The 1418-nt window shown below is 63.0% G+C and carries 1 protein-coding gene; it reads right to left on the bottom strand.

The genetic code is table 11. From position 1 onward, the window contains the following. Positions 1–285 precede the first annotated feature (285 nt). Positions 286–1320, bottom strand: coding sequence for an IS110 family RNA-guided transposase (locus BDK63_RS18260; RefSeq protein WP_183334570.1), 1035 nt, complete (start codon positions 1318–1320; stop codon positions 286–288). Positions 1321–1418 lie beyond the last annotated feature (98 nt).

Genomic DNA, 1418 nt, shown 5'->3' on the forward strand with positions numbered 1-1418 from the left:
TATATGGTCTCCTCCCGGCTTGCAAGGCTCCGTTCATCGATGCAGGTACAGGTTGCTGCCATATATCCGGCCTGTGTATGAGGCGCTGATTGCTGGCGCCTCTGGCCTCGATGAGTATCCGCGCGCACCGTCCTTATCATCCCTTAGGCTTCGCGAGCCGGTGGGTTCATCAGGTTTTCAGCACGCCGGTCTGACCTGTCGTGACATCGCGTGATCGTTGCCTTCGCAACCTGGGCGGGAACCTCTCTCAGTCAATGTTCAATGTGATGCCGCTATCGTCATCACCTAGCCATGGCAGCCGATGGGCTGTGGCCGGTACCGCTCGCCACGGGCGACGATTACCCAGGCGATGCGCACCAGCTTGTTGGCCAGCGCAATCACCGTCTTGTTGTGTCCGGCACGGGCCTTGAGGCGCATCACCCAGCGGCTGAGGGTGTCCTCCTTGCCTTCCGCACATCGCAACACGGCCTGTGCCCCGTTGACGACCTGGGATCGCACATAGCGATCGCCGCGCTTGCTGATGCCCAGCAGGACATCGCGGCCGCCCGTGCTGTATTGCTTGGGTACCAGGCCCAGCGCGGCAGACGCATCCCGGCCGCGTGCAAACTGGCGGCCATCGCCCATCCAGCCTTGGAGCACGCTGGCCACGATGGGGCCCATACCCGGCATCTCGCATAACCGTCGGCAGGTCGCATCTTCCCGCGCATGGCACTGAAGCTGCGTGTCGTACCACGCCAGCTCGTCGAGCAGCACCAGGTAACGCTGATAGACGCGCTCCAACAGCTGGCGTGCCGTGATGCTCAGGCCGTTCTCCGCATCTTCCAGAATCCTCGGGATGCCGCGGCGCAACGCCGCAACGCCTTGAGGCAGCACCACCCCACGTTCAGCCAGCAGAGCGCGAATCCGGTTGCCGAGCCGGGTCTGCTCCTCCTTCAGCTGCCGGCGCTGCTGAACGATCAGCAGGGCGTCCTGTTGCTCAACCGTCTTGACGGCTACCGGGCGGATGCGGCCATGCTGGGCGGCTTCCGCCAGTGCCAAGGCATCGTTGTAATCATTCTTCTGGCCGCGCAGATACGCCTTCACATGCGCCGGCGGGTACAGCACCACCTGGTGCCCTTGCTGCTGTAGCTGGCGAGCCACATGGTGGGCGCCGGAGCACGCTTCCAGGGCAATCAGGCAGGGTTGCTGCTGGGCCAGGAAGGGCAAGAGCTTCGAGCGGGTCAGCGTCTTGCGCCACAGCTCGCGCCCCTGAGCACTCAAGGCCACCACCGCGTTGCTGGACTTTGCCAGATCGAGTCCGATGACAGTATGCTGATTCATGGTCTCCTCCTTCGGATCGCCCGATCCTTGAATGGATGTCTCTTCCATTCTGGCGCATTGCGACGCCGTTAAAGGGGGAGGAGACCATCTCATCATCC

It is taken from the genome of Halomonas campaniensis, assembly GCF_014193375.1.
Lineage (GTDB): Bacteria > Pseudomonadota > Gammaproteobacteria > Pseudomonadales > Halomonadaceae > Halomonas > Halomonas campaniensis.

Excerpts from the sequence above, each read along its gene's own strand:
- BDK63_RS18260 (WP_183334570.1), bottom strand. The coding sequence starts at position 1,320 with ATGAATCAGCATACTGTCATCGGACTCGATCTGGCAAAGTCCAGCAAC.